The organism is Roseovarius marisflavi (assembly GCF_900142625.1).
GTDB classification, from domain to species: domain Bacteria; phylum Pseudomonadota; class Alphaproteobacteria; order Rhodobacterales; family Rhodobacteraceae; genus Roseovarius; species Roseovarius marisflavi.
Window position 1 is genome coordinate 25,357 of the sequence record NZ_FRBN01000010.1, and the last position, 19,569, is coordinate 44,925.

Genomic DNA, 19,569 nt, shown 5'->3' on the forward strand with positions numbered 1-19,569 from the left:
GAAGCTCAAAACCCGGTTCCCACTTTTGAGCAACATGCTTTACAGCAGGGATTTGACCTTCGCGGCCACATCCTCGGCGGTGATGCCGAATTCCTTATAGAGCGTCGGGGCAGGGGCCGAGGCACCGAAATCATGCATGCCGATGAAACCGCCCTTATCCCGACGGCCACGCTCGCCATAAAGCCAGCGATCCCAGCCAAAGCGAATGGCAGCCTCGACCGCGACCCGCACCGGACCACCGGGCAGAACGCGCTTGCGATAGGCCTCGTCCTGGTCCTCGAACAGCTCCCAGCAGGGCATCGACACGACCCGCGTGCCGATCCCGTCTTTTTGCAGCAGGTCGCGCGCCGCCATGGCGATTTCCACTTCGGAGCCGGTCGCCAGCAGGATCGCCTCGCGTTTGCCGATCGCATCGGCCAGAACATAGGCGCCCTGGGCGGTCATGTTCTTGGTCTTATGCTCGCGGCGCAGCGTCGGCAGGCCCTGACGGGTCAGCGACATCACCGAAGGCGTCTCTTTCGAGGTCAGCGCAAGTTCCCAGGCCTCGGCGGTCTCGACCGTGTCACAGGGGCGGAATACCCAGGTGTTGGGCGTGGCGCGGCTGATCGCGAGATGCTCGACCGGCTGGTGGGTCGGGCCATCTTCGCCAAGGCCGATGCTGTCATGGGTCATGACAAACACGGTCGGAATCTTCATCAGCGCGGCAAGCCGCATTGCGGGGCGCGCGTAATCGGTAAAGCACATGAAGGTGCCGCCGTAAGGGCGGATGCCGCCATGCAGAGCCATGCCGTTCATTGCCGCCGCCATGCCATGCTCGCGGATGCCCCAGTGGACATAGCGCCCCTTGCGGTTGTCCACGTCAAACACCGTCATATCGCCCGAGCGGGTGTTGTTGGAACCCGACAGATCGGCCGAGCCGCCGACGGTTTCCTGCATCACCGGGTTGACCACCTCAAGCACCATTTCCGAGGATTGGCGCGTGGCAACCTTGGGGGCCTCTTCGCTGATCTGTTTCTTGAGCGCCTTGATGCGCGCCGAAAGTTTCGGCGGCACGTCGCGATCAAAGATGCGGGTGAATTCGGCCTGACGGGGGGCTGACATCTCGGCCAGACGCGCGGCCCAGGCGGCCTGTTCGGACGCGCCGCGTTTGCCGATCTCTTCCCATGCCGATTTCACATCGGCAGGCACCTCGAACGGGCCATAGGGCCAGCCATAGGCGTCTTTCGCCGCCGCAAGCTGTTCTGGATTGGTCAGCGCGCCGTGGCCCTTTGACGTATCCTGTGCGGCATGGCCAAGCGCGATATGGGTCTTGCAGGCGATCATCGTCGGGCGCTTGCTTTTCTTTGCTTCGGTCAGGGCCGCATCAATCGCCGCCGGGTCGTGGCCGTCGATTTCAAGCACCTGCCAGCCGCTGGCGCGGAAGCGTTTCACCTGATCGGTGCGATCGGCAAGATCGACGGTGCCGTCGATGGTGATGTTGTTGTTGTCCCAGAGCACGATCAACCGGCCAAGCGCGTGCCGTCCGGCAAGGCCGATCGCCTCCTGGCTGATGCCCTCCATGAGGCAGCCGTCACCGGCGATCACATAGGTGTAGTGATCGACAAGCTTGCGCCCGAAGCGCGCGCGCAGCATTTCTTCGGCCATGGCAAAGCCGACCGAGTTGGCAATCCCCTGACCAAGCGGGCCGGTGGTGGTTTCGATGCCCTTCGCGTGGCCATATTCCGGATGACCTGCGGTGATCGCGCCCCATTGGCGAAAGTTCTTGACCTGCTCAAGGGTCATGTCGTCATAGCCGGTCAGATGCAGCAGCGAATAGAGCAGCATCGAACCATGGCCCGCCGACAGGATAAAGCGGTCACGATCCGGCCAGTCGGGGTTGGCGGCATCAAACTTGAGGTGCTTTTCATAAAGCACCGTCGCCACATCGGCCATGCCCATGGGCATGCCGGAATGGCCGGAATTGGCGGCTGCCACGGCATCCAGCGTCAGGGCGCGGATGGCGGTGGCTTTGTTCCAGTGATCGGGATTGGCAGTGCGCAGGGCGGCGATATCCACGGGATGACATCCTTTGAAGTGGCAACAGATGGGGGTTGCATAACAGCCCGGCCCCAAAGATCAAGCATCGCCCGGTCGAATGCCCAGTGTTTACCCGGTGTTTACCCGGTGATTGGCGGTAAAGGGGGCGCATTTTGTCTGGCGGTTCGCTAGACTTGCATAAAACCCGCCTGATGTGCGATTCGATGGGGCAGGGCAAGGATATGGGCAAAAACAAGTGAGGGACTAAGGCGATGAGCCAGATAAACGAGCTGGAGACGCGGATCACCGCAGCGCTTGACCGCATAGCGCAGGGTCTTGAGGCCCGCCAGAAGACCGGAACAGAGACCACCGGTGATGAGGTGGCGGCCCTGAAGCAGCAGCTTGAGGACGAAAAGCTGGCCAATGCTCAGCTTGAAGAGCGGGTCAGGGCGTTGCGCGATAAACTCGCCGCCGTCGAGGCCGCAAATGAGGCCGGGCAGTCAGAGCAGTCACAGGCGATGCGCAAGCTGGACCAGGACCTGCAATCGTTGCGCAAGGCCAACCAGCAGCTTCGCGATAACAACCAGGCCCTGCGCGAGGCGAATCAATCCGGCGTTGCCGAGCCGCACCTGATCAACAAATCCATGCTCGCCGAGCTTGAAGGCCTGCGCGCCACCCGCGCGGCGGACCGCGACGAGGTCGAGGCGGTGCTCGCAGAGCTTGGTCAGGTGATCAACGGCTCCACAGACCCCGAGACCCAGAACAGCAAGACGGAGGAAGCCTGATGCCCGAGGTGCAGATCGAAATCGGAGGCCGCACATTCGAAGTGGCCTGTCAGGCGGGCGAAGAGCATTACCTGCAATCCGCCGCAAAGATGCTGGATGAAGAAGCCTCGGTTCTGGCGGCGCAGATCGGGCGTATCCCCGAGCCGCGGATGCTGTTGATGGCGGGGCTGATGCTGGCCGACAAGACCGCCGGGCTTCAGGACAAACTGCGCGAGGCGCAGGACAAACTTGCCGAGAAAGACGCCGAGCTTGATCAGATGCGCAATGCGCCGACGCCAGAGGCACAGCGCATCGAGGTGCCGGTTGTTCCGCAAGAGGTGACCGATACGCTGGCGGAGATCGCCGCGCGCGCCGAGGCGCTTGCGGAAACGGTTGACGGTAGCCGCGCGGGATAGTGACCACCGCGAGGCTCGTCGCGCTCTTGCGTGCGCGCCCTGCGAGGTCGGCTGTCGGGCCGGATGAGCATCGCCGCTGGAATAGGGCAACGATATGAAGCTGATCTTCGGTCTGATGGTTTTGGTCGTTGTGGCGGGCGCGGCCTATGTGCGCCTTGCGCCGACGAACACGGCCCGGTGGCATCAAATGCCCGAGGCAATCACCGATCAGGGCCTGAGTGGCGGGGCGGTGCGTGTAATCGCGGCGGATGAAAACACTCTTGAGCGGCTGGACGCCATCATCCGTGACACGCCGCGCACGCATGTGCTTGCGGGCGCTCCGAGCGAGGGGATGATCACCTATGTCACCCGCTCGGCGGTGTTCGGTTTTCCCGATTACATGACTGTCCGTCGCGTTGGCGATCAGATCAAGATTTACGGACGACTGCGGTTCGGGAAATCAGATCTTGGCGTCAACGCCGCCCGTATCGACGGCTGGCTGATGCGATTGGGGCAGGGCGGATGACAAGCAGCCATCGCTGACCTTGCGCCACATCGGCACGTTAAGCGACATCTGGCATTGCGCCATGAACATCTTGCCATCGACCTGAAGGCAGATCGTCTCGCCCATTTCAATCCGCGCGCCGGTCCGGTCGGTGCAATAACACTCAACCGTCTTGCCGCCGATCGTGGCATCGCCAAATGCGGGCGTCGCCGCAAGAATAAAGGGCATGATCCATCGCATGAGAAATATCATAGCACAGTCATCCCTCTTGACCAAAGCCAAAGGATAGGACAGAGCCTCGCATCATGGTGCCCTTGGACAGACTAGAACAAATCACACAGCGCTTCGAGTATATCGAGGCGCAGATGGCACAGGGCGGCGGGGATATCGCGCGCCTTGGTCGCGAATATGCCGAGCTTCGCCCGGTGGTCGAGGAAATCCGCGCCTATCGCGAGCTTCTGAGCGATCTCGACAGCGCCCGTGCGATGCTTGACGATCCCGAGATGCGCGATCTGGCCCGCGACGAGATCGAGGCGTTGGAGGCCCGCCAGCCCGAGTTTGAGGCGGCGCTGCAACTGGCGCTTTTGCCGAAAGACGCCGCCGACGCGCGCCCGGCGATCCTTGAGATCCGCCCCGGCACCGGCGGCGAAGAGGCCGCGCTTTTTGCCGCCGACCTGATGCGCATGTATCAGCGCTATGCCGAGGCGCGGGGCTGGAAGTTCGACGTTCTGGAAGAACAGCAAAGCGAGCTTGGTGGCATCCGCGAGTTGGTCGTGCATATCAAGGGCGAGAATGTTTTTGCCCGGCTCAAGTTCGAATCCGGTGTGCACCGCGTTCAGCGCGTGCCCGAGACCGAAAGCGGCGGGCGCATACACACCTCGGCGGCGACCGTGGCGGTTTTGCCCGAGGCCGAGGATGTTGACGTCAAGATCGACGCCGGCGACTTGCGGATCGACACGATGCGCAGCTCGGGCGCGGGCGGTCAGCACGTCAACACCACCGATTCCGCCGTGCGCATCACCCACCTGCCGACCGGCCTTGTGGTCACCAGCTCCGAGAAATCCCAGCACCGCAACCGGGAGATCGCGATGCAGGTGCTGAAATCGCGGCTGTTTGACATGGAGCGACAGCGCGTCGATAGCGAACGTTCCGCCAGCCGCGCGGCGCAGGTCGGCTCGGGCGACCGCTCCGAGCGGATTCGCACCTATAATTTCCCGCAAGGCCGGATGACCGATCACCGCATCAACCTGACGCTTTACAAGCTTGATCAGGTGATGAACGGTGATCTCGACGAGGTGATTGACGCCCTTACGGCGGATGCGCAGGCCAGCATGCTGGCCGAGATGGGCGCTTGACAGCCCCGCATGAGGCGGCCTCGGCAGGACAGGCCCTGGCCCTGGCGCTTGGCCTTGGACGCGACCGTCTTGGCGATCTGGATGACCCGATGCGCGACGCGCGCCTGCTTTTGGCCCATGCCGCCGGGTGTGAGCGGGGGGCGTTGAGCCGCCTTGAAGTCGAAGATTTCACGCCCGAGGTGATGACCGTCTATCTTGCGTTGATTGATCAGCGCGCGGCGGGGCGGCCGGTGTCGAAGATCCTTGGCTACCGCGACTTCTGGAACCACCGCTTTGCCGTGACCGAGGATGTGCTTGACCCGCGCCCCGATACCGAAACGCTGGTCGAGGCCGCTTTGGCGCAGCCATTCGAGCGGGTTCTTGATCTTGGCACGGGCTCGGGTTGTATCCTGCTGAGCCTTCTGGCCGAGCGCCCCCGGACGGTCGGGCTTGGCACCGATATCTCCGAGGCGGCGCTAAACGTGGCGCGACAGAATGCCGGGGCTTTGGGCGTACTGGCGCGGGCCGACTTTGCGATCTCGGACTGGTTCGCGGCGGTTGCGGGCCGCTTCGATCTTATCGTGTCAAACCCGCCCTACATCGCCCTGGCCGAAATACCCGGCCTTGCCCGCGAGGTGCGGATGCATGACCCGCGCATGGCGCTGACCGATGAGGGCGACGGGCTTGCGGCCTATCGCGCGATCACCGCGCAAGCCGGGCATTACCTGCGCCCGCGCGGACGTATCCTGCTGGAAATCGGCCCGACACAGGGCCCGGAGGTGGCGCAATTGCTGAGCGATGCGGGATTCGATGGGGTGGAAATTCTGCCCGATCTTGACAGCCGCGACCGGGTGGTTGGCGGGGTTTGGCCGATCTGAACCGGGAAAAACCGGCCATAATCCGCATAAATGGCAATAAAATTCAGTTTTTGGCTTGTATGAACCGCCTCTGCATGGTTAGTCATGGGTCAGTTAAGACGGAGGATGCCTTTTGGGCGGTCCCGCTTGACACCAAGCCAAAACATGTCCGATCCGGTTTAATTTTCGGCGCAAGGGGCGCCAGTCGGGTCGAGTGAACATTTGAGCATAAGGCTGGACAGCATCAACATGAGATCATCTAAGTCACGTTCGCGGAACAAGCCGAACCGCAATCGCCCGAGCACGGGCAATGTCGTCAACCGGACCTTTGACAGTTCCGGCCCTGAAGGCAAGGTGCGCGGCACACCGCAGCAAATCATTGAAAAGTACAACCAGCTGGCACGCGATGCCCAGCTGTCGGGCGACCGGGTTGCCACAGAGAACTTTCAGCAGCATGCAGAGCATTACCTGCGTCTTCTGGGCGAGGCCCAGAAAGAGCAGGAGGCGCGCCGCGAAGAGCAGGAGCGCCAGAACCGCGAGCGTCAGGTTGAACGCGATCGCGAGCGCCCCCAGACTGAACGCCAGCAGAATACTGGCGAGCGTCAGGGTCAGGGCAACACCGAGCGCGACCAGACCCGCAATGCAGGGCAGGACGCCGGTGGTCATGATCCCGCCAGAAGTGCGCAGCCCGATGTGATCGACACCACCAGCCATGTCGAAAGCGGCCTTGTCGAGACCCCCGAAAGCCAGAGCGCGCCGGTTCCGCCCAAGCGTCCGCGCAAACCACGCGTCAAGAAACCGGCCAAGGCCGAGGCACAGAGTGAACCGGCCGGCGATCAGGACAATGGAACGCCTCCGCCCTCTGGTCCGGCCGAAGCGGCCGAATAGGACTTTGGGATAGAGCATGTGAAAAAGGCGCGGGACCGATCAGGCCACGCGCCTTTTTGCTGGCTCCGGGATGCCTGCGGCGCGAGTATTTGGGGAACGATGAAAGTATCGGGTCTTTTCAGCCGGACCCGGCTGGCCTAAGACGCGGCTGAGCGCCATGCCCGCAACGCCAGAGAGAGACCCCGCCATGCCCACAGACAGACCGCAGCCCGCCTTTGTGCTTGTGCGCCCGCAAATGGGCGAGAACATCGGTGCGGCGGCGCGGGCGATGTGGAATTTCGGGCTCGACCGGATGCGGATCGTTGCGCCGCGCGATGGCTGGCCAAATCCGAAATCCGTTGCCATGGCCAGCGGCGCGGGGCGCTTGCTTGACGAGGCACAGTTTGTCGATACCACGGGCGAGGCCGTGGCCGATTGCCACTATGTTTTTGCCACCACCGCACGGGCACGCGGGTTGACCAAGCCGGTTGTGAGCCCCGAGCGCGCGATGCAGATCGCCGCCGAGCGGATTGCGGAGGGTGAAAAGGTTGCGGTGCTGTTCGGCCCCGAGCGCGCGGGCCTTGAGAATGACGACATCGCGCGCGCGAATGCGATCATCAACGTGCCGGTCAATCCCGAGTTTGCCAGCCTGAACCTAGCGCAATGCGTGCTGTTGACCGCCTATGAATGGCAACGCGCCGCAAGCGAGATCATCCCCGAGCGGGTGGATATGGCCAAGGCCCGCTGGGCCGAGCAGATCGAGATTGAAAAGCTCGGCGATCATTACGAGGCACAGCTTGACGAGGCCGGGTTTTTCTTTCCCGACCACAAGGCCCAGAGCATGAAGCTTAACCTGCGCAACATGTGGAGCCGGATGGCATTGACGGGCACGGATGTGCAGATGCTGCACGGGGTGCTGCGGCAGATGGTCCGCTGGAAGCAGCGCGACGGTTGAGCGCGCTTGAAGGCGGGCATGTCGCGCACTAGGCTCTCAACCAAATTGAATGAGGTTCACGATGAGCGGAAAACGCAGCATTTTCGAAGAGGTCGACAGCGCGGATAAACCCGCCCCCGAGGCCCCACGCGGCGGCATGATTGATGCCGGAAAACGCGGTGCGCGCCGGGGCATCCGGGTCTGGCTTATGGTGCTGTTCACGCTGGTCGTTTTGATGATCGCGGTGGGGGGCCTTACCCGGCTGACCGATAGCGGTCTGAGCATCACCGAATGGAAACCCGTGACCGGGGCGCTGCCGCCGATGTCAGAGGCGGTTTGGGTCGAGGAATTCGAGAAATACAAGACTATCCCGCAATATGAACTGCTCAACAAGGGCATGAACCTCTCCGAGTTCAAGACGATCTATTGGTGGGAATGGGGCCATCGCCAGCTTGGTCGTTTCATCGGTCTGGTCTGGGCGCTTGGGTTTTTCGGCTTTCTGCTGGCGCGCCAGATTCCGGTTGGCTGGACCGGTCGCTTGCTTGTGCTGGGCGCGCTGGGTGGCGCACAGGGGGCGATCGGGTGGTGGATGGTGTCCTCTGGCCTCAAGGGCGAGATGATCGCGGTGGCCTCGTACCGTCTGGCGATGCATCTTGGGCTGGCCTTTGTCATCCTGGGAGTGATTGCGTGGTATGTCCTTCTGATCGGGCGCGAAGAGCGTGATTTAATGCAGGCGCGGCGCGGGCGCGAGGGGCGGCTTTACGGGCTTGCCACCGGCTGGATGCACTTTGCCTTTCTTCAGATCATTCTTGGCGCGCTTGTGGCGGGGATTGATGCCGGGCGCACCTTTACCGACTGGCCGTTGATGGCGGGGGGGATTTTGCCGCCCGACATGTGGGGGATCGAGCCCGCCTGGCGGAACTTGTTCGAGAACCCCGGCACGGTACAATTCATTCACCGCATGAGCGGCTATCTGCTGTTTGCCTTCGGGATCGTCGTCTGGCTCAAGGGGCGGCGCAGCGCCAATGAGGCCACGGCGAGGGCCTTTACCATGGCCTTTGGCGCGCTTGTGGCGCAGGTGGTGCTTGGCATCGTGACGGTGCTTTACATCGCGCCCTGGCACCTTGCCATCGCGCATCAGTTTCTTGCGGTCATCGTCTGGGTTTTGATCCTGCGCGCCCGCTTTCTAAGTCAGTACCCGCTGGCGCAATCCATTCGGAGGACCTGAAATGTCAGCCTATGACGATCTGATGGCGCATGAGCGCGAGACGCAGGCCCTGTCACAGGTGGCGGGGCGTCTGGGGTGGGATCAGGAAACCATGATGCCGCGCGGCGCGGCCCATCAGCGGGCCGAGGAAAGCGGCGCTATGCAGGCGGTGATCCATGCCCGGCGCACCGATCCGCAGCGTGGTGAATGGCTTGCCGAGGCACGCGCAGCCGATGATGTGGCCCGCGCCAACCTGCGCCATATCCGGCGCGATTACGAGCGGCTCTGCCGGGTGCCGGGCGATCTTGCGGTGGCGCTTGCGCGCCTGACAAGCCGGGCGCAGGGGGCCTGGGCCGAGGCGCGCGGGCGCGATGATTTTGCGGCTTTCGCGCCGGTTCTGGCCGAGGTGATCGCGCTCAAGCGCGAAGAGGCGGCGGCATTGGCAGAGGGCGGCGATCTTTATGATGCTCTGCTAGAGGATTACGAGCCGGGCATGACCTCGGCCCTGTTGGACGAGATGTTTGCCGCCATGCGCCCCCGTCTGGTGGCCTTGCGTGCGCAGGCCTTGGCCGGTGCGGCGCCCCCCGCGCTTGGCGGCAGCTATGACGAGGGCGCGCAAATGCGCCTTGCGCGCGATCTTGCAGAGGTGTTCGGCTATGACATGACACGCGGGCGGCTCGACAAGGCGGTGCATCCCTTTAGCTCTGGGTCGGGCGATGATGTGCGCATCACCACACGCACCAGTACGTTGGACCCGTTCAACTGTATCTATTCGACCATCCACGAGGTTGGCCATGCCTGTTATGAACAGGCGATCAATCCGGAGTATGCCCTTGGGCCATTGGGGCAGGGCGTGTCGATGGGCGTGCATGAAAGCCAGAGCCGGATTTACGAAAATCAGCTGGGCCGCAGTGCGCCGTTCTGTGGCTGGCTTTTGGGGCGGATGCGTTCGGTCTTTGGCGATATCGGCGTGGCCGATGCCGATGCCTTTTACCGGATCGTGAACCGGGTGCATCGCGGCTATATCCGCACCGAATCCGATGAGGTGCAATATAACCTGCATATCATGCTGCGCTATGATCTTGAGCGCGCCCTGATCGCTGGCGATCTTCTGGCGGCCGATCTTGAAACCGCCTGGAATGATCGCTTTGAGGCCGATTTCGGCTATGCTGTGGATCGGGCGTCAAACGGGTGTTTGCAGGATGTGCATTGGTCGGTGGGCCTGTTCGGGTATTTCCCGACCTACAGTCTTGGCAATGTCTATGCCGGCTGTCTCAACCATGCGATGCGCGCCGCCCTGCCGGGGCTGGACGCAGATTTGGCACGCGGCGACCTGAGCGCGCCAACCGCGTGGTTGCGCGAGAACGTGCAGCGTCATGGCGGGTTATACGAGCCGCGCGAAACCATCACCCGCGCCTGTGGTGCAGAGCCGGATGCAGAGCCATTGCTGGCCTATCTGGAACAGAAATTCAGGGCACTCTACCCCGGTTAGGCGGGCATTATTCGTTAACGCTTGCCTCGTCCACGGGATCGGTCTGTTCGATCCAGCGCGACAGGATGGATTTAAGCAGGGCCACATCGCGGGTTTCAATCGCCTCTGACAGCGACTTGAGCGCCTTGGCCAGCTCGATTTCCGACAGGTGCCCCTCTTGCGCGCGCAAAATCTTGGGGTGCGGCGTGGTCAGCATGTCCGAGCCGATCAGCAATTCTTCATGCAGCTTTTCGCCGGGGCGCAGGCCGGTGGTCTCGATCTCGATATCGCCGTCGGGATTTTCGGCGCTGCGCAGGCTTAGCCCGCTGCCCTCGATCATCTTGCGGGCGATGTCGCGCACCGCAATCGGCTTGCCCATATCAAGCACGAAGACATCGCCGCCCCGTGCAAAAGAGCCCGCCAGAAGAACAAGGCGCGCCGCCTCGGGGATGGTCATGAAATAGCGCGTCACATCGGCGTGGGTCAGGGTGACAGGCCCGCCCTTGGCGATCTGTTCGGCAAACAGCGGAATGACCGAGCCGGACGATCCCATGACATTGCCAAAGCGCACCATGGAAAACCGGGTTTGTCCGGCGCGGGTGGCAAGATCCTGCGTGATCATTTCGGCAAAGCGCTTTGAGGCTCCCATCACACTGGTCGGGCGCACGGCCTTGTCGGTCGAGACCAGAATGAACCGCTCGACCTTTGCGTCGCGCGCTGCATTGGCCACAACATGCGTGCCAATCACGTTGTTGCGCATGCCCTCAATGGCGTTTTCCTCGACCATGGGCACATGCTTATAGGCCGCCGCGTGCAGCACGATGGCAACCTTTTGCGATTTTATAAGAACACTGACCAGCGGCTTGTCGCAGACCGATCCAAGGATCGGCGTGATCTTGATTTCGGGGGCAAGGGCACGCAGTTCACGATGGATCTCAAACAGCGCATGTTCGCCGTGATCCAGCAGGATTATATGGGCCGGGCGGTAGCCGCAAATCTGGCGGCACAGCTCTGATCCGATGGACCCGCCCGCGCCGGTGACAAGAATGTTGCGCTCGGCATAGGTGTCGCTTACGCCGGGTAGCTGAACGTCCAGACCATCGCGCCCGAGCAGATCATAAAGATCAACGGGGTGGCTTTCACAGAGCTTGCGCGTGTCGCCTGAGATTAAAGCGGCAAAGGACGGCAGGGCGTGCACCTCGCATCCGGTATCGGCCAGCTCGCGGGTCAGCCGCTCGCGGACAGTGCCGGGCGCGCTTGGCATGGCAAGGACGATCCGCATAATGTCATGATGCTCAACCAGCTTGCGGATTTGCGATGGGTGATGCACCTTTAGCCCGGCAATGGTCAGCGACTGGAGGCGCGGATCGTCGTCGACAAATGCAACGGGTATCACCGCATCATCGGTCGCCAGGGCGGTCGCAAGTTGCTGACCTGTTTGCCCTGCGCCATAGATAAGCACGCGCAAACGCCGATTTTCGCTTTGATAAACCTTCAGCACCGTGGCCCGCATCGCCAGCCGCACAAGGACCGACAGGATCAAAAAGATCATACCCGTGACGATGTAGACAGCCGGATGCGTCGGCTGGCCCTGTAACAAAAAAGAACTGATTATGCTGACGCCCGCAAGCGACAGGGCAACGAGGGCCGAACCCACCATGCCCTGCCTCTCATAGGCATTCAGTTTCACCTTGTTGAGGCCAAGCGCGGCGCTTAGCCCGCCCACAACAACAAGTATGATGCTGAGATCAGTCAAGACCGTGAGCGTGGTGGGAAGTCTCCCGTTTTCACCACGTAACATGGTCGCAGCCAGGCAATACGATAGCGCCGCCAGCCCAAGATCAGTTGCCAGAAAGATAACATGCTTTTGAGTCGGGCGCAGTGCGTTCACAAAGTTATGGAGCATGGTAAGCCAGAACCTTTCTCGTAAATTCGCAACACGCGTAAGATCACGACGCTTGGCCATTTGAATCTGCCCTATGCGCACTATCGTTTAAAGCAGAATAACATATCGCGACCCACTTTGATCAAACAAATCACGATTACTTCAGTCACGACCACAACCGCGCTATCTGGTCGAAGCGAAGGCTTTGCGGATCGCCAGAATTAATTGTGTTTTCAATTTATTGAAGGCCTGAATGAGTATTCGTCCGATCAGGCGGGGAACGTAACAGGCACTTCGGTGACGCGCCCGGATCAGATCAGGCCGGGCCTTGAGCGGGCTGGCGCTCCGCACATGGATATGGTCGGTCTCCCGCGCGTCCCGCAGGCCTGCAACAGCCGCTCTTTGGTGCGGTGGTAAATCTGTTTGGCAAGCCGGTGACACCAGGCCAACCTAAAGGGGGTGCGTGAAGACAAGCCACGCGACGTAGCGCTGTGCTGCGATGGTCGTCTAGACCAGCGCCATGCGTTCGGCGCGCTCGGGGTCCGGGTAGGGGCGGTAGAGGGCAAAATCGGCCCGCGCAATCTGTGAATGAACGCGGTCATGCAGTTGCGCGGTCTCGTCGTCATGTTTGCCAGTGAGGCGAAAGGCGCGATCCAGATGCGACAGATCCTCGACCTCGATTTCGAGCAGAAAGTCGCGATAGGCGTCGGCGGAAAGGTTCAACTTGCTGCGATAGAGCCGCCACTTGCCGATCGCCCCATGGGTTTGCAGATGGCTCATCCAGGCATCCAGCGCGGCGGCAAAGGCAAGCGCCTTGGCATCCTGTTTCAGGTCGATCATGCAACAATAAAGGTTCATCTGGCGCTATCCTGCGGCTCATAAGGTCGCTCGCATCCTGCCCCAGAAGGTTTGACAGCCGGTTAACCGCCGCAGATTTCACAGATTCGCGAAAATATTGAGGATTTCCGGCTCGTCCTGTGCGTTTCGCGGCCGCCGCATCAGCTTGGCCGCGATCAGGGCGCCGCGAATTTCCTGTTGGATCGGACGTTTGCCACGCGCGGGCAGGGTGATACGGCGCGGGTTGACCTCTGTCTTGCGCGCGCGCCGCAGCCTTGCCCGATGCGCCAGAACCGAAGCACGGCGCAGGGCCGCGCCGCTCAGGCTCGAAAAGGACAAAAGCACCGCGCAGGTCAGCGTCAGATCACGCCAGAACGCCGATACCGACCCCGGTACGACATGCAGCATGTTCAGCGTCAGGCTGTTGGAAAAGACGAAAATCGCGAGGCTGAGCGCCACAAGCCGAAGCTGCACGCCCGCCATGAAACAGGCACTCAGGAAAAACATTGTCGTCCCGCCAAGAATATCCGCGAGCAAGGCCGGCATCAGCGGCGTGAAAATCGCCGCCGGATCAAGCCCCGCCACAAGGCCAATCGACAGCGCCATGAAATATGATCCGATCACGATGCGGATCAGGTTCAGACCGGCCTGGTCAATGGAAAACCGGGGTTTAAGGCTCATGGGGCGAAGTCCCTGTGCAGTGAGGGCGCGAAAAATGAGCTGAGACAGGCACAACCGGAACGCGCAAAGATAAACCCCGGATATTCATGGTTAATGGGGCGAAATTCGGCCCAAACCGTGATTCTCCGGGGTCAACTCATAGTGGACGTGCTGTTTTAGCTTTCGGCGTCGTCTCCGGTCTCTGCGATGGCCTCTGCGTCGACCTCAAGGTCGCTGACCTCGTCCTCGTCGCCCTGATCGGCGATCCAGGCGACGCTGACCACGACTTCGCCGCGCCCGGTGTCAAAGACCTTGACGCCGCCAGCGCTGCGCGAGCGGAAGGAAATGCCCTTGACCGGCACGCGGATCGACTGTCCCTTGGAAGTGGCAAGCATGATCTGATCCTCAAGCGTGACCGGGAAGGACGCCACAAGCTCGCCACCGCGCATCGCCTTGTCCATCGCCATCACTCCCATGCCGCCACGCCCGCGCACGGGGTAGTCATGGCTCGAGCTGAGCTTGCCGGCGCCCTTGGCGCTGATGGTCAGGATAAGGTTCTCGGCCTCGGACATTTCGGCGTAACGCTCGGCGCTGATGCTGGCGTTTTCATTGGCCTCTTCATCGGTACCGGCTTCCTCTTCGGTCACACCGGCCAGGGCGCGGCGCATCTTGAGATAGGCGGCGCGTTCGTCGGCGGTTGCCTCGAAATGGCTGATCACTGACATCGACACAACCCGATCTGTGCCGCTCAAACGAATACCGCGCACACCGGTCGATTTGCGGCCCTTGAAGACCCGCACAGCGGTACTTGGAAAACGGATGGCGCGGCCCGAATTGGTGAACAGCATCACATCGTCGTCTTCCGAAGTGATGCGCGCATTAACCAACTCAACCCCTTCGGGCAGGTCCATCGCGATCTTGCCGTTGCGTTTCACATTGGTGAAATCCGACAGCGCATTGCGCCGCACATCGCCCGCCGAAGTGGCAAACACGATCTGAAGATCGTCCCATTCATCCTCGGGGCGATCCACCGGCATGATCGCGGCAATCGACACGCCCGGCGGAATCGGCAGGATATTGACGATCGCCTTGCCCTTCGAGGTGCGCCCGCCAAGCGGCAAACGCCATGTCTTGAGCTTGTAAACCATGCCATCGGTGGTGAAGAACAAAAGCTGGGTATGGGTATTGGCCACGAAGAGGGTGGTTACCGCATCCTCGTCCTTGGTCGACATCCCCGAAAGGCCCTTGCCGCCGCGTTTCTGCGCGCGGAAATCGTTGAGCGCGGTGCGCTTGATATAGCCGCCTTGCGTGATCGTCACGACCATGTCTTCGCGCTCGATCAGGTCTTCGTCTTCCATGTCGCCGGACCAGTCGACGATCTGGGTGCGGCGCGGCACGGCGAAAAGCTCTTTTACCTCGCGCAGCTCGTCGGCGATGATCTGCATGATCCGCTCGCGGCTGGCGAGAATGGCAAGGTATTCCTTGATCTTGCCGGCCAGGTCCTGAAGCTCGTCGGTGACCTCTTTGACGCCAAGCTGGGTCAGGCGTTGCAGGCGCAGATCAAGGATCGCGCGGGCCTGAATTTCGCTCAGGTTATAAGTGCCATCGTCATTGGCCGGATGGCTCGGGTCATCAATCAGCGCGATATAAGGCAGGATATCACCCGCAGGCCAGCGCCGCTCCATCAGCTTTTGACGCGCCTCGGCGGCGTCGGCCGAGGATCGGATCGTCGCCACGACCTCATCCACGTTGGATACGGCAACCGCCAGACCACACAGAACATGCGCCCGCTCGCGCGCCTTGCGCAGATCATAGGCGGTGCGCCGTGCAACCACCTCTTCGCGGAAGGTGATGAACAGCGACAGGAACCGGTGCAGCGTAAGCTGTTCGGGCTTGCCACCATTCAGCGCCAGCATGTTACAGCCGAAGTAGGTCTGCATCGGCGTGAAGCGGTACAATTGGTTGAGGACAACATCCGGCGTCGCATCGCGCTTGAGTTCGATTACCACGCGCACACCGTTGCGGTCGGATTCGTCCTGGACGTGGGCGATGTTTTCGATCTTCTTGTCGCGCGCCGCCTCGGCGATCCGCTCGATCATCGTGGATTTGTTGACCTGATAGGGGATCTCGTCGATGACCACCGCATAGCGGTCTTTGCGGATTTCCTCGACGCGGGTCTTGGCGCGGATGATGACGCTGCCGCGCCCCTCAAGATAGGCTTTGCGCGCGCCGGTGCGGCCAAGCATGATGCCCCCGGTGGGGAAATCGGGGCCGGGCACATATTCGATAAGGTCTTCGCTTTCCAGATCGGGGTTGTCGATCAGCGCCAGCGTGGCATCAATCACCTCGCCAAGGTTATGCGGCGGAATATTGGTGGCCATGCCGACGGCAATACCGCCCGCACCGTTGACCAGCATGTTGGGAAAGCGCGCCGGAAGAACCGTCGGCTCGCGGTCCTTGCCGTCATAGTTGTCCTGAAAGTTGACCGTGTCTTTTTCGATATCGGCCAGCAGGTAGGCGGCTGGCTTGTCCATGCGCACTTCGGTATAGCGCATCGCGGCGGCGTTATCGCCATCCATCGAGCCAAAGTTGCCCTGCCCATCCAGCAGCGGCAGCGACATCGAGAAATCCTGTGCCATCCGCACAAGGGCGTCATAAATCGCGCTGTCACCATGCGGGTGGTATTTACCCATCACATCGCCGACCGCGCGGGCGGATTTGCGATAGGGCTTGTCGTGGGTATTTCCACCCTCGAACATCGCATAAAGGATGCGTCGATGCACCGGTTTCAACCCGTCTCGCAGATCGGGGATCGCGCGGCTCACGATCACGCTCATCGCGTAATCGAGGTAGGATGTTTTCATCTCTTCCTCGATCGAGATCGTCGGCCCGTCGTACACCGGCCGTTCAGGCAGGTTTTCTTCTGTATCTTCAGGGGGTTGGGGCGTATCGCTCACGGTTTTTCCCATCCTGTGCATTGGGTCTATATTTAGTTGTAACCACTATATCAGAGGCAGGATATTGGGTGCAATGGGCCAGCGTCCCGCCGCTTGGCAGCCGCCAAACATAAGTGATAACACACTGTTTTTATTGAAAAGTAATTTCTTTCAGGCATCATGATTCTGCAGGTAACTTTAGGAGCACAAAATGCAGATGTCAGAGACTGAATTGATGCTGAAGGGATACGGGCTCACTACTGCGGAATTTTTCTATCGGATGCCGGATTATCAGAACGTCCTCAACAGCTATACCTGGCAGGATTACGATCTGGCGCCGGACCACCCCAAGCTGTTCGATTTCATCGAGTTCTGGCAGCGCGAGCTTGATGGCCCGTTGCATTCGGTGCGCTTTACCCACCGCAAGCTGATCGCGCCGGGCGAGTGGCGCAATGTGGTGGGCGAATTTACGCTGCATTGACGCGCGTGGGTTTCACCCACCCTGCGAATATCGTGCAGGGTGGGGCATACTTGATCCGCGTTACGGGATGATGCGACTGTACTTCATGCCTTCAAGCGACACGCCGGCCATCGCTCCGGCCTGGCCAAAGATGACCGCGACCACGGGAGAGGCCGATGTGGTGGTTTCCGCCCGCAGGTTTTCGCCGGTGTCGTTGAACACATATTCGATATCCGCCCCTGCGGCCCAGCCAGAGGACCGGCGAAAGCGTTGAAGCGCGTCTTCGGTCATGAAAAACAGCACATGCGCAAACTGCTGCGCGCCGATTTGCAATCCGAAGCTTCCTTTTGTGGCCGAATAGTAGTCGACCGTCACGTCGTTCACGCGAAGTGCGCCACGACCAAAGCCGCCGCCCACGAGAAAGCCCGCTTCGGTCATGACCGGCATGACAAGCATGCCGGTGGATTTATCGGCAAGCGTGCGGGTGTTGGGATATCTGGAATACATATGGTTGATCGTTGCATCGACGCGCGCGTCGATCTTGGCAGCGCCGCCGCTGCCCACGCCATTGCCACATGCCGCCAAAAGCGGTGTGCCCGCCATTAGGCCCAATGTGAAACTACGTCTTGTCAGAATGCTCATGTCATTGCCTGTGTGTTGCCTTTGGGGGCCGGTCTTTTGTCATACCGGTCTGCCACATACTATAGGGGCAGAGGCGCGCCCTGTCACTATAGATTGCGGCCCTGCGCGGGATGTTGCGTAAACCGCCTAGCCTTGCGCCAGAGCGCGGGCCACCCGTGGCGCGAAATAGCTCAGCACCCCGTCACAGCCCGCCCGCTTGAACGCCATCAGGCTTTCAAGCATCGCCCGGTCGCCATCAATCCAGCCGTTTTGGGCGGCGGCCATGATCATCGCGTATTCACCCGACACCTGATAGGCAAAGGTCGGCGCGCCGAAATTGTCTTTTACCCGCCGACAGATATCCAGATAGGGCATGCCGGGCTTGACCATCACCATATCGGCCCCCTCGGCCAGATCACGCTCGACAAGGCGCAGCGCCTCATCGGTGTTGGCGGGGTTCATCTGATAGGTTTTTTTGTCCCCCTTGAGGGCGTTCGAGGCGCCAACCGCATCGCGGAACGGCCCGTAAAAGGCGCTCGCATATTTGGCGGCATAGGACATGATCATCACATTGTGGTGACCCTGGGCCTCAAGCGCGCCGCGGATGGCGCCGATGCGCCCATCCATCATATCCGACGGCCCGATGATATCGACGCCCGCCTCGGCCTGTGACAGCGCCTGCTTCACAAGCGCCTCGACGGTGGCGTCATTGATGATTTCGCCATCCACCACAAAGCCGTCATGGCCAGTGTCCGAATAGGGATCAAGCGCCACGTCGGTCATCACCGTGATGCCCGGTACCGCCGCCTTGATCGCGCGGGTGGCGCTGTTGCTCAGGTTCTCGGGGTTCCAGGCCTCGGCGCAATCGGCGGTGCGGTTTTGCGCAGAGGTATAAGGAAACAGGCAGATCGCCGGAATGCCAAGATCGGCCGCTTCCTGCGCGGCCTCGACCACCTTGTCGATCGAGCGCCGCTGCACGCCCGGCATCGAGGGCACCGGTTCTTCGACCCCCTCGCCATCGCGCACGAACACCGGCCAGATCAGATCGGCAGCAGTTAGCGTATTCTCGGCCACAAGCGCCCGGATCGAGGGCGATTGACGTGTGCGGCGCAGGCGGGTGGCGGGAAAGGGGGCTTGTGTCGGGCGCATGAACAATCTTTCTGGATGAGCGATACTGTCTGAGTGCCACGGAATTTAGCGCATCTCAAGGGTAGGAATTACCGTGCAGCGGCGCTAAGAGGGACGATGTTGATGGTTAAAAGGCTATGTCGTGGACTGGTATCAAAACGTTTTCGACCTGATCGACTTTCGCAGTTTCAGCAACCTGTGGTTCTGGATCGCCCTTGCCGTGACCTGGTCAACGGCAAGCCATTGGGTGCTTGGCGTGCCATGGGATATGGCTGTGCGTGCTCATAAGGGCAAAAACGCACAAAGCATCATCGACTTTGAGGACATGGTGCGCATCAACACCAACCGGATTCTGTTCATTGCCCACGAATCAGGGCTGTTGCTCTCCGGGATGGTCGCCTTTGGCATGACGGTTCTGGTGCTTTTGGGTTTTGTCTATGACAACGAATTCTCGCAGGCCGTGTTCTTGCTGGGCATGCCGCTGACTCTGGTCGGGCTTTTGTCGGTGCGCACCGCGACGCGCATTCAGGCCGAGGCCCTGTCTGGCGCGGCCCTGATCAAGCGGCTCACCCGGCATCGCCTGATCATTCAGGTGATCGGTGTGGTCTCGTTGTTCATGACCGCTATGTGGGGCATGTATCAAAACATGAACGCCGGCGTTCTGGGCTAGGCAAGGCCCGCACCCGGCCATG

19 protein-coding genes are annotated in these 19,569 nt (G+C 61.1%); 11 read left to right on the plus strand and 8 right to left on the minus strand.

Annotated features, from left to right (window positions below; all coding sequences use genetic code 11):
- Positions 1–39: 39 nt before the first annotated feature.
- Positions 40–2,055 carry a transketolase gene (gene tkt, locus BUB78_RS10395; protein WP_073197866.1) on the minus strand — a complete coding sequence of 672 codons (2,016 nt, stop codon included), beginning with the start codon at positions 2,053–2,055 and terminating at the stop codon, positions 40–42.
- Positions 2,056–2,288: 233 nt separating this feature from the next.
- Between tkt and BUB78_RS10400 the strand changes: the two genes are divergently transcribed.
- The 3 genes from BUB78_RS10400 to BUB78_RS10410 all read left to right on the plus strand — a co-directional run bounded on the left by BUB78_RS10400 (position 2,289) and on the right by BUB78_RS10410 (position 3,701).
- Positions 2,289–2,801, plus strand: a complete 513-nt coding sequence (locus BUB78_RS10400) for a hypothetical protein (RefSeq protein ID WP_073197868.1) — start codon at positions 2,289–2,291, stop codon at positions 2,799–2,801.
- Positions 2,801–3,196 carry a cell division protein ZapA gene (locus tag BUB78_RS10405; RefSeq protein WP_073197870.1) on the plus strand — a complete coding sequence of 132 codons (396 nt, stop codon included), beginning with the start codon at positions 2,801–2,803 and terminating at the stop codon, positions 3,194–3,196. Before BUB78_RS10400 ends, BUB78_RS10405 begins: the two co-directional genes overlap by 1 nt.
- A 94-nt stretch (positions 3,197–3,290) precedes the next feature.
- A complete protein-coding gene (locus BUB78_RS10410; RefSeq protein WP_073197872.1) occupies positions 3,291–3,701 on the plus strand; it encodes a DUF1499 domain-containing protein in 411 nt (136 codons plus the stop codon).
- Here BUB78_RS10410 and BUB78_RS10415 read toward each other — a convergent pair.
- Complete coding sequence (locus BUB78_RS10415; protein WP_425442172.1) at positions 3,636–3,932, minus strand: hypothetical protein; 297 nt, start codon at positions 3,930–3,932, stop codon at positions 3,636–3,638. The genes BUB78_RS10410 and BUB78_RS10415 overlap by 66 nt on opposite strands.
- Positions 3,933–3,985: 53 nt before the next feature.
- On the opposite strand from BUB78_RS10415, the gene prfA reads away from it, so the two are divergent.
- The 6 genes from prfA to BUB78_RS10445 all read left to right on the plus strand — a co-directional run bounded on the left by prfA (position 3,986) and on the right by BUB78_RS10445 (position 10,371).
- On the plus strand, positions 3,986–5,035 hold the full coding sequence (gene prfA / locus BUB78_RS10420; protein WP_073197874.1) for a peptide chain release factor 1: 1,050 nt from the start codon (positions 3,986–3,988) through the stop codon (positions 5,033–5,035).
- Positions 5,032–5,892, plus strand: coding sequence for a peptide chain release factor N(5)-glutamine methyltransferase (gene prmC, locus BUB78_RS10425; RefSeq protein ID WP_073197876.1), 861 nt, complete (start codon positions 5,032–5,034; stop codon positions 5,890–5,892). Before prfA ends, prmC begins: the two co-directional genes overlap by 4 nt.
- 228 nt (positions 5,893–6,120) lie before the next feature.
- On the plus strand, positions 6,121–6,759 hold the full coding sequence (locus BUB78_RS10430) for a DUF4167 domain-containing protein (protein WP_073197878.1): 639 nt from the start codon (positions 6,121–6,123) through the stop codon (positions 6,757–6,759).
- 187 nt (positions 6,760–6,946) lie between these two features.
- Positions 6,947–7,693 carry an RNA methyltransferase gene (locus tag BUB78_RS10435; RefSeq protein WP_073197880.1) on the plus strand — a complete coding sequence of 249 codons (747 nt, stop codon included), beginning with the start codon at positions 6,947–6,949 and terminating at the stop codon, positions 7,691–7,693.
- Positions 7,694–7,754: 61 nt separating this feature from the next.
- Positions 7,755–8,900: a heme A synthase gene (gene ctaA / locus BUB78_RS10440; protein ID WP_073197882.1), complete on the plus strand. Its 1,146-nt coding sequence runs from the start codon at positions 7,755–7,757 to the stop codon at positions 8,898–8,900.
- 1 nt (position 8,901) lies between these two features.
- Positions 8,902–10,371, plus strand: a complete 1,470-nt coding sequence (locus BUB78_RS10445) for a carboxypeptidase M32 (RefSeq protein ID WP_073197885.1) — start codon at positions 8,902–8,904, stop codon at positions 10,369–10,371.
- 7 nt (positions 10,372–10,378) lie between these two features.
- Here BUB78_RS10445 and BUB78_RS10450 read toward each other — a convergent pair whose 3' ends face one another.
- The 4 genes from BUB78_RS10450 to gyrA form a co-directional block, all read right to left on the minus strand.
- A complete protein-coding gene (locus BUB78_RS10450) occupies positions 10,379–12,106 on the minus strand; it encodes a polysaccharide biosynthesis protein (RefSeq protein ID WP_342742317.1) in 1,728 nt (575 codons plus the stop codon).
- A 636-nt stretch (positions 12,107–12,742) separates the two neighbouring features.
- Positions 12,743–13,093: a DUF6614 family protein gene (locus BUB78_RS10455; RefSeq protein ID WP_073197889.1), complete on the minus strand. Its 351-nt coding sequence runs from the start codon at positions 13,091–13,093 to the stop codon at positions 12,743–12,745.
- 78 nt (positions 13,094–13,171) lie between these two features.
- The gene (locus tag BUB78_RS10460) at positions 13,172–13,753 is read right to left on the minus strand and encodes a hypothetical protein (protein ID WP_073197891.1); all 582 of its coding nucleotides are present in this window, start codon (positions 13,751–13,753) and stop codon (positions 13,172–13,174) included.
- Positions 13,754–13,908: 155 nt separating this feature from the next.
- The gene (gene gyrA, locus BUB78_RS10465) at positions 13,909–16,689 is read right to left on the minus strand and encodes a DNA gyrase subunit A (protein ID WP_245813437.1); all 2,781 of its coding nucleotides are present in this window, start codon (positions 16,687–16,689) and stop codon (positions 13,909–13,911) included.
- 190 nt (positions 16,690–16,879) lie between these two features.
- Here gyrA and BUB78_RS10470 point away from each other — a divergent pair, with 190 nt between their 5' ends.
- Positions 16,880–17,149 (plus strand): usg protein, encoded by a 270-nt coding sequence (locus tag BUB78_RS10470; protein WP_073197896.1) that lies wholly within the window; start codon positions 16,880–16,882, stop codon positions 17,147–17,149.
- A 60-nt stretch (positions 17,150–17,209) separates the two neighbouring features.
- Here BUB78_RS10470 and BUB78_RS10475 read toward each other — a convergent pair whose 3' ends face one another.
- Together BUB78_RS10475 and hemB are read right to left on the minus strand one after the other, a co-directional pair.
- Positions 17,210–17,770, minus strand: a complete 561-nt coding sequence (locus BUB78_RS10475) for a lipid-binding SYLF domain-containing protein (RefSeq protein WP_073197898.1) — start codon at positions 17,768–17,770, stop codon at positions 17,210–17,212.
- A gap of 126 nt (positions 17,771–17,896) precedes the next feature.
- Complete coding sequence (hemB, locus tag BUB78_RS10480; RefSeq protein ID WP_073198056.1) at positions 17,897–18,898, minus strand: porphobilinogen synthase; 1,002 nt, start codon at positions 18,896–18,898, stop codon at positions 17,897–17,899.
- Positions 18,899–19,019: 121 nt separating this feature from the next.
- Between hemB and BUB78_RS10485 the strand changes: the two genes are divergently transcribed.
- A complete protein-coding gene (locus tag BUB78_RS10485; RefSeq protein ID WP_073197900.1) occupies positions 19,020–19,547 on the plus strand; it encodes a component of SufBCD complex in 528 nt (175 codons plus the stop codon).
- Positions 19,548–19,569 lie beyond the last annotated feature (22 nt).